The 6,935-nt window shown below is 35.8% G+C and carries 7 protein-coding genes; 1 reads left to right on the top strand and 6 read right to left on the bottom strand.

Annotated elements, in window-relative coordinates; genetic code table 11:
- The 3 genes from H4J57_RS16860 to H4J57_RS16850 form a co-directional block, all read right to left on the bottom strand.
- A partial coding sequence (locus tag H4J57_RS16860; RefSeq protein ID WP_182243683.1) for a hypothetical protein occupies positions 1-431 on the bottom strand: 431 nt, incomplete at its 3' end.
- 254 nt (positions 432-685) lie between these two features.
- Complete coding sequence (locus H4J57_RS16855) at positions 686-1,159, bottom strand: hypothetical protein (protein WP_182243682.1); 474 nt, start codon at positions 1,157-1,159, stop codon at positions 686-688.
- A 35-nt stretch (positions 1,160-1,194) separates the two neighbouring features.
- The gene (locus tag H4J57_RS16850; RefSeq protein WP_220470326.1) at positions 1,195-1,872 is read right to left on the bottom strand and encodes a 2OG-Fe(II) oxygenase; all 678 of its coding nucleotides are present in this window, start codon (positions 1,870-1,872) and stop codon (positions 1,195-1,197) included.
- A 289-nt stretch (positions 1,873-2,161) separates the two neighbouring features.
- Here H4J57_RS16850 and H4J57_RS16845 point away from each other — a divergent pair, with 289 nt between their 5' ends.
- Positions 2,162-3,391, top strand: a complete 1,230-nt coding sequence (locus H4J57_RS16845) for an HD-GYP domain-containing protein (protein ID WP_182243681.1) — start codon at positions 2,162-2,164, stop codon at positions 3,389-3,391.
- A 56-nt stretch (positions 3,392-3,447) separates the two neighbouring features.
- On the opposite strand, the gene H4J57_RS16840 is transcribed toward H4J57_RS16845, so the two are convergent.
- The 3 genes from H4J57_RS16840 to H4J57_RS16830 form a co-directional block, all read right to left on the bottom strand.
- The gene (locus H4J57_RS16840) at positions 3,448-3,975 is read right to left on the bottom strand and encodes a DUF3750 domain-containing protein (RefSeq protein WP_182243680.1); all 528 of its coding nucleotides are present in this window, start codon (positions 3,973-3,975) and stop codon (positions 3,448-3,450) included.
- 196 nt (positions 3,976-4,171) lie between these two features.
- Positions 4,172-4,441 carry a hypothetical protein gene (locus H4J57_RS16835; protein WP_070376896.1) on the bottom strand — a complete coding sequence of 90 codons (270 nt, stop codon included), beginning with the start codon at positions 4,439-4,441 and terminating at the stop codon, positions 4,172-4,174.
- 493 nt (positions 4,442-4,934) lie between these two features.
- Positions 4,935-6,731: an acyl-CoA dehydrogenase C-terminal domain-containing protein gene (locus H4J57_RS16830; protein WP_182243679.1), complete on the bottom strand. Its 1,797-nt coding sequence runs from the start codon at positions 6,729-6,731 to the stop codon at positions 4,935-4,937.
- Positions 6,732-6,935 lie beyond the last annotated feature (204 nt).

Here is a 6,935-nt window from a genome sequence, read left to right as displayed (position 1 = left end):
CTTTCACTTTCACTTTCATCTTCATCTTCGTTTTCGTTTTCAATATTATATTTGCTGACACCTTTATCTTTATTAGCCGCTCTCTTTTGAGCGTCTTCATAAACTTCATAGTAAAGTGCTGTTGTATAAAGATTTTGATATTCAACAAGTTTTTCATTGAATAGCTTTTTACCCGCTATATCCAAATAATGATTAACTTTATTGTGTGTAACTATTTGACAATCAGCAAAGATCAGCCGTAAATCTATTGGTTTATTAGCTTGTTGGGCAAGTTTTTTGATTTCATTTTTAACAGCAAGGTGTTGACCAGAGTTTTCATCAGGTAGAAGTTTTTTAACTAAATATTCCAATCTATCATTGCTGGCATAGGGGACCAAACTTAAAATTTGTTTTTCAAACTTTTGTAAGTGAGGACTGATGACACTACTCATTAATCGTGGTACCTCGTATTTTTAAGCTAAACACATTGGAAGGTATTCAATGCATAAACCATTAACGTTGATGGTTTAATCCTAGTGCATATTCATAAATAAGACTAAATATATGTTGCCATGTTGGTTAGTTGTTTTATTGCTCTGTCGTTATCGGCACAACCGCCATTATACTTTAGACTTTATTAACTGCCTATGTGGATATAATCAACAGACATGATAGGGAGCGCGCATTTATTGCTTGCTCCTTTTCGCTAGAGGTCGATAGTTCTAATTAAAAAATAAGTAGGCCAAATTTCGCGTACCTGATACTCCCACTCAGTATCCACTTTGCCATTAGGTGATTGTAAAAACCAATACCTCGCCCATTTACTGACAACTTTTCCTGACTTACTTAATTTTAATGGCGAAAACCGACGCTGGTATCGGTTGCCTTCATACTCAACAATTGCATTATTTCTTGCTCTTTTATGTAAGCTATCTAATGCCGTACTAATGAGTTCGACCTTTGATAATGCCAATATACCTTGTTCTTTTAAACAAGCTAATATCGCCGCTTTTTTTATACTTGTCTGCATGTAATCATCTATATGAGGAGTATAAACCATGCCCGTTAGACCATAAATAGCGGCTCGCTCTCTATCAGCAAGTGCTTTTAATGGGATAATTAGCTGATTAATTTCATCTAATTCACTGATGATATGCAATTTTATAGGTAATTTAGACAATGCCTACGCCTTTATAAATACTCATTGATTTCTCATTAATTTGGCGGATCTATATTATTATCAATGCTGTTATTTAAGCGGAACCACCCTGCTATAGAGTATCTATCGCGCTTAGCGGGTAATACTTCATGCGGAAACTCTTCGCTTAAAAACACAACTATTGTACCGAAGCTGGGCAATACTTTAATTTTACTGTTATCAACAACAGCGGAGGCTGGTATTTTTTTATCATAAATCACTAATTCACCTCCATCATCAGCGGACCAATGCTGATTAAGGTAGACAACAACAGATAGCACCCGATTACCCTCACCTTTGAAAGCATCTTTGTGCTTCTTATAAAAGTCGCCTTTAGCATAATGAGCAAAATGACTTTCAAAAGAAAATAATCCGAGAAACAACCGGCGATTAAGATAAGCTTGCAGTGACTCGGTCCACGTTATCCAAGCACAACTGGCTTGGTTATTACTGGTTATCCAGCTTATTTCATCTGTCCGTATAAAATCATTAATCATATGATCTTTGGCACGACCTATTCCAGCACGTTTGAATTTTTCAGTAGGTAACTCAATGATATAATTTAATAACAGATGGGTTAATTCTTCAGGCAGAGCATAAGGACGAATACTATAGCCCTTTTCAACAATATCATTGGATATTGACTCGAACAGTGATGAATCACCACCAGAGTAAGTTATTTGAGCTAGGTTCAACTACATCCTATCTTAGGAAGTAAAACTAACATTTTCTTGATAATCTAATAAAATAATGAATGGTCTATATTAGCACTTTGAATATATTAGTGTGAGCATTCGTTTTAATAAATGATTTAATCTTTTGCGACAGTAGATGTGATTAGTTAGAAAGTGAAAACGTTACAAGCGGATAGAGTAAAGCCAAATCAGATAAAATAGAAAGACACTTTGCTAATTGCTAAAATCATTCCTACAGTTAACGCATAGAACTGCCAGTAGACAGTTAATTCAAGGAACGAATGTGCAAGTGACTAATCAACTTATTAAAGAAACATCCAAACAGTTTTCGACTCATATTTTAAATTCTGGAATGGAATGCGGCATCAGTCAAGATATTACCGACCCACAAGGAAAAAGAGTTTTTTTAAAAGCGGGTACTGAAATTACGGAAAAAATCCGTTTAAAATTAAATAACTTGCAACAAGAGGGGATCATTGGCCATGAAGATGTAATTTCTCTTACAGAAGATACCAGTAATGAAAATTTGTTAGCGCCGATCCTAGACTTAGCTAAAACAAACCCTGTGATAAATAACTTTCAGCTAAATGAAACACTGGTAACCATTGGAGACTTTATAAAAGGCGGCTCAATTCCAAAGAAAATTATTGATCACCTCAGTATATTTTCACACCTCAACCCCTCTGCATACCAAAATACTTTAGTCAATTTGGTATTTGGCACCCATATCGGTAAAGCAAACAACTATTCTCCAACCGAATTAACTGAACTTATCTCTGTTTTGTTTTTTGAAAATATTGGTTACGCAAGACTTAACAACACCATGAAAGATGCAAAGTTAGTTCACCCTATCTTGAGTAAAGAAATAGTGAAACTTGCGGGTTTAGAGAGTAAGTTAGTCTTAGAATCGATAGAACAGCATGAAGAGAAATTGGATGGCTCTGGTTACCCAAAAAAGTTAACACAAATTCATGAGTACGCTCAAATTTCACAAATAGCGAATCAATATTCTCGGATCACTAGAAAAAGTAAAAATATCAATACGGCCATCGGAGAACTTTATTTATTAGCAGAAGGATTTGACTTTAGAACCAGTCAAAAAATGCAGGCTATTTATTCTTATCACTTACAAAGGCCCCTATTAGCAATAATGCAAGAAAGTATACAAACAGATACCCATCGACAAGCCTACGGAAACCATTTATACGACCAATTATCAAAAGTCATTAAATGGACAAACACCTTAAATACTAACAACCCAGAAATGAATTTTATTCAAGCTAAACTTAGGAGCACATTATGGGTGTCAGAATCATCACAGCAGCCATTCCAAATAAAAAGAGAAGAACTTAAAGATAATCAAGTTTGTAAAATGTTTATAAATGACGCTCGAAGATTAGTACTGCAAATTTCACAATTTGCCAATTATTTCAATAAGATACTGCATTACCCGATTAAAATTGATAATATATCAACCAATAAAGAATATTTTTTGAAGTTAATCAATCCAATAATTTAATTTGCTTAATAACGACTTAATATCGATTCTCGCTGAATTCTTTGGTTAAAGAGCAGTTAGTTTGCATACCCACTGCCAATAGCAGTAAATGGCAGTTCAAGTTCGAGTTCAGGGACTTGTAAACCTATCCAGGCGATAAAAGTATTACTATTAGGACCTGGGAAGATACTATATTCATTTACCCAAGGGTAGCGGGCAATTGCGGCCTTAATCTTAGGAATTAGTTTAACCGCTTCATAACCTTTAATAGAAAGTAACAATACCGGTTTTGAGCCATACCAATACCTATCTGGTGTTAATGTTTGATACTGTCTTATTGCTGATAAACCTTGATTTACTTGCCATCCAGTAACTTCATAAACACTATACTCTGCTGCTTTTTCTTCTTTGATTGCAAGCCAAGGATGAACAGCAAACCAACCACGCCAACTAAAAGCATCTGCGGCATAAAACTCTACAACAGCCCTACTATCGTCATTGGGTAACGTTGCAATACCAGCAGGCTCTCTGCTCGCGGTTCGCCAGTTGTTATGGGTACAAGCACTCAGTAGGAGTACAATGCAGATAATCGTCAAGAGTCTCATATGCGCTATTATTACACCAGTTTAGACTTATATTATTTAAGCTTGGTTTGATTAAATTTAACCAATATTCTTATTGGCAATAAAACCCCTATCACTTTAAAATCAGAATACACTTTTTTTCAAATAAAACCAATCAGTTAGCCAAACTTTAGCCATAGAATAAGTTTCAGATGAATATTTCTGCCACTTTAAAGCTTCACTTAAGCTGAGCTTTTTTCTTTGATAGTGTAAAATTTGCATAAAAAGTTGTCACTACACCCGCGACAAGAGAAAGCATCGCTAAGCCAAATAATGCGTTATCTTGAGATTCAAAGGCTAATAGATATACCCCCAACACAACACAGAATAAACCAACATAAATAAAGACCTGAGGGTGTGAAATAATTAGACCCGTAGATTCGGTATTTTTTCCTTTATGGGATTTAGTATGTGATGAAGCTTTTCGTTTATGTTTATTTGTTGGCATCGCCAATTCCTTTATCTTTACAACAATATGTTATCGGTACATCACAATGATGCCCTCGTTATAACTAATAATTAATTTATACTAATATTAGATAAGATCAAATAATTATCTCTAGCTGGAAATGACTCAATAACGTTAAGATGATATAAAACAACAAAAACAATTAAAAAGTCATCATAAATATTCAGCGATAATGTTTACAGTCAAGTGGGCTTGAGTAACGAAGCGTAGCTCCCCAACTTATTAGCGCACCCAAGTACTTAAATTAACTCTCGTTAATTGCCTAAACAGTCATTTTGCGAGGCGCCATTCGTTAATGGATTATTTTATGTAACTGTAAAATAAAAAATGCCTAATATTCAGATTTAAATCTAAATATTAGGCATTAGTTTAACAGCCCGTTATAAAATATCTTAACCGTGTAAAGTGGGCAGATATTTATCTGTTTACCAATAATTATTTTTCAGAAATCATCAATAAAGCTAGTGCTTAATTAAAATGCAAAGTCTTCACTGTCTAGAGCCATCATCGAGTCTACACCACCTTCCATACAAGCCGCATGACCTTGAGCTCTAGGAAGTATACGTTGAAAGTAAAATGCTGCTGTTTTAATTTTAGCTTGATAAAACGCTTCATCTTCGCCAGCGTCTTTTAGCTTACTTTGCGCTACAGAGGCCATTTTTGCCCAGAAGTAGCCTAATGTAACATAACCGGCAAACATCAAGTAATCAACCGAAGCACCACCAATCTCATCCGGATTCTTCATGGCCTTTTGACCAATATCACCCGTGATCATTTGCCATTGTTTAGCGTATGAGTTTAGCGTACTAACATACTCACTCATTGCTGGATTGTCGGCATTGTCTTTCGAAAAAATAGCGATGTCTGTCATAAACGGCTTCAAAATTTGACCTTTACTGCCCAAAATTTTACGGGCTAATAAATCTAACGCTTGAATACCCGTTGTGCCTTCATAAATACAACTAATTTTAGTGTCACGCAGAAGCTGTTCCATGCCCCATTCTTTTATAAAACCATGTCCACCAAAAACTTGTACACCATGACTTGTACATTCAAAACCTAACTCTGTTAAAAATGCTTTTGCAATAGGTGTTAATAAGGCTAATTTGTTTTCTGCATCGGCTTTAAGATCAGCGTCATCTGATGCGTGGGTTATATCAACTAATTGCGACAAATAGCCAATTAGTGCTCTACCACCCTCAGAAATAGACTTTTGCGTAAGTAGCATACGACGAACATCAGGGTGCACAATAATAGGATCAGCTGGTCCATCTGGATTTTTTACGCCGCTAATAGAACGCATTTGCAAACGATCTTTTGCATAAGCTAATGAACCTTGAAATGCCGCTTCAGCTGCTGCAGAACCTTCCATCGCTACACCTAAACGAGCAGCATTCATAAAAGTAAACATGCAGTGTAGGCCACGGTTCTCCTGTCCAATTAAAAACCCTTTAGCGTTATCAAAATTGATAACACAAGTGGCATTAGCATTGATACCCATTTTATGTTCAATTGAACCACAACTCACAGCATTTCGGTCTGCTTTTGTGCCATCATCATTGACATTAAACTTAGGAACAATAAACAAAGAGATACCTTTACTACCTTCAGGAGCACCTGGTAGGCGTGCGATAACAATATGTACAATATTCTCTGATAAGTCATGCTCTCCGGCTGAAATGAATATCTTTGTGCCGGTAATCGCATAGCTACCATCATCGTTTAAAATAGCTTTGGTGCGCAACATGCCAAGATCAGTACCACAATGTGATTCAGTTAAACACATAGTGCCTGTCCAACTACCTTCAACTAATTTAGGCATATACTGCAGTTTTTGTTCACTGGTGCCATGAGCTTCAATTGTTGCTTGTGCCCCATGACTTAGACCAGGGTACATAGCAAAACTATGATTAGCAGACGACATCATTTCACTAATTGAAGCATTAAGAGAATAAGGTAAGCCTTGTCCACCAAACTCTTCACTCTGCGATAATGTTGGCCAGCCACCCTCAACGTATTGTTGATAAGCATCTTTAAAACCATCTGGCGTAGTTACTACACCGTCTGTCCACGTACAACCTTGCTCATCACCGATTTGATTTAAGGGTGCAATAACTTGTTCAGTAAACTTGGCTGCTTCTGAGATAATAGCGTCAACCATATCTTCACTAGCATCATCGTAACCTAATTTTTTATAGTGTTTGTCGCAGTCTAATAATTCTTGCATTACAAACTTAATATCACGAACTGGGGCTTTATATTCAGGCATTCTATTGACTCCAAAAATTTATTATTAACCGTTGACTTCACTATTCAACATTGCTTTAACCAAGTGGTCATACCACTGATATTATCGATATGAGATAAATTAGTCAAATGAATTTAATTTATCCCTAACTATTCAGTATCCATATAATAAAAGTTAATGCGCTTCTGAAATACCCAGTGAAAAATAACCACTTACTATATGATT

The organism is Colwellia sp. BRX8-7 (assembly GCF_014077275.1).
Classification (GTDB): domain Bacteria; phylum Pseudomonadota; class Gammaproteobacteria; order Enterobacterales; family Alteromonadaceae; genus Colwellia_A.
Note: the sequence above shows the minus strand (reverse complement) of the source record. Positions and strands in the feature narration are given on the sequence as shown.